This is a genomic window from Paenibacillus sp. LC231, from assembly GCF_001860525.1.
Taxonomy (GTDB): Bacteria; Bacillota; Bacilli; order Paenibacillales; family Paenibacillaceae; genus Paenibacillus_AQ.
The window spans coordinates 1-915 of record NZ_JFOM01000050.1; the positions used below are offsets into that span (position 1 = coordinate 1).

Here is a 915-nt window from a genome sequence, read left to right on the forward strand (position 1 = left end):
GGTTGAAGGTGTACCGTAAGGAGCGCTGGACAGCATACAAGTGAGAATGCCGGTATGAGTAACGAAAAGATCAGTGAGAATCTGATCCGCCGAAAGCCCAAGGTTTCCTGAGGAAGGCTCGTCCGCTCAGGGTAAGTCGGGACCTAAGGTGAGGCCGAAAGGCGTAATCGAAGGACAACAGGTTGAAATTCCTGTACCACCGTAAACCGTTATGAACGATGGGGTGACGCAGGAGGGTAGTGACGCGGACTGATGGATGTCCGTCCAAGCAGTGAGGCTGATGTGTAGGCAAATCCGCACATCGATAAGGCTGGGCTGTGATGGGGAGTGAAAATTATAGTAGCGAAGGTCATGATCTCACACTGCCAAGAAAAGCCTCTAGTCAGGTGAAGGTGCCCGTACCGCAAACCGACACAGGTAGGCGAGAAGAGAATTCTAAGGCGCGCGGAAGAACTCTCGTTAAGGAACTCGGCAAAATGACCCCGTAACTTCGGGAGAAGGGGTGCCTCGGTAGGGTGAATAGCCCGAGGGGGCCGCAGTGAAAAGGCCCAAGCGACTGTTTAGCAAAAACACAGGTCTGTGCGAAGCCGTAAGGCGAAGTATACGGGCTGACGCCTGCCCGGTGCTGGAAGGTTAAGGGGAGCGGTTAGGAGCAATCCGAAGCTGTGAACCGAAGCCCCAGTAAACGGCGGCCGTAACTATAACGGTCCTAAGGTAGCGAAATTCCTTGTCAGGTAAATTCTGACCCGCACGAATGGCGTAACGACTTGGGCGCTGTCTCAACGAGAGATCCGGTGAAATTTTAATACCTGTGAAGATGCAGGTTACCCGCGACAAGACGGAAAGACCCCATGGAGCTTTACTGCAGCTTGATATTGGATTTGGGTACGATCTGTACAGGATAGGTGGGAGCCT

1 rRNA gene is annotated in these 915 nt (G+C 53.1%); it reads left to right on the top strand.

Annotated features, from left to right (window positions below):
* A 23S ribosomal RNA gene (locus AK95_RS27310) occupies positions 1 to 915 on the top strand; the annotation flags it as partial.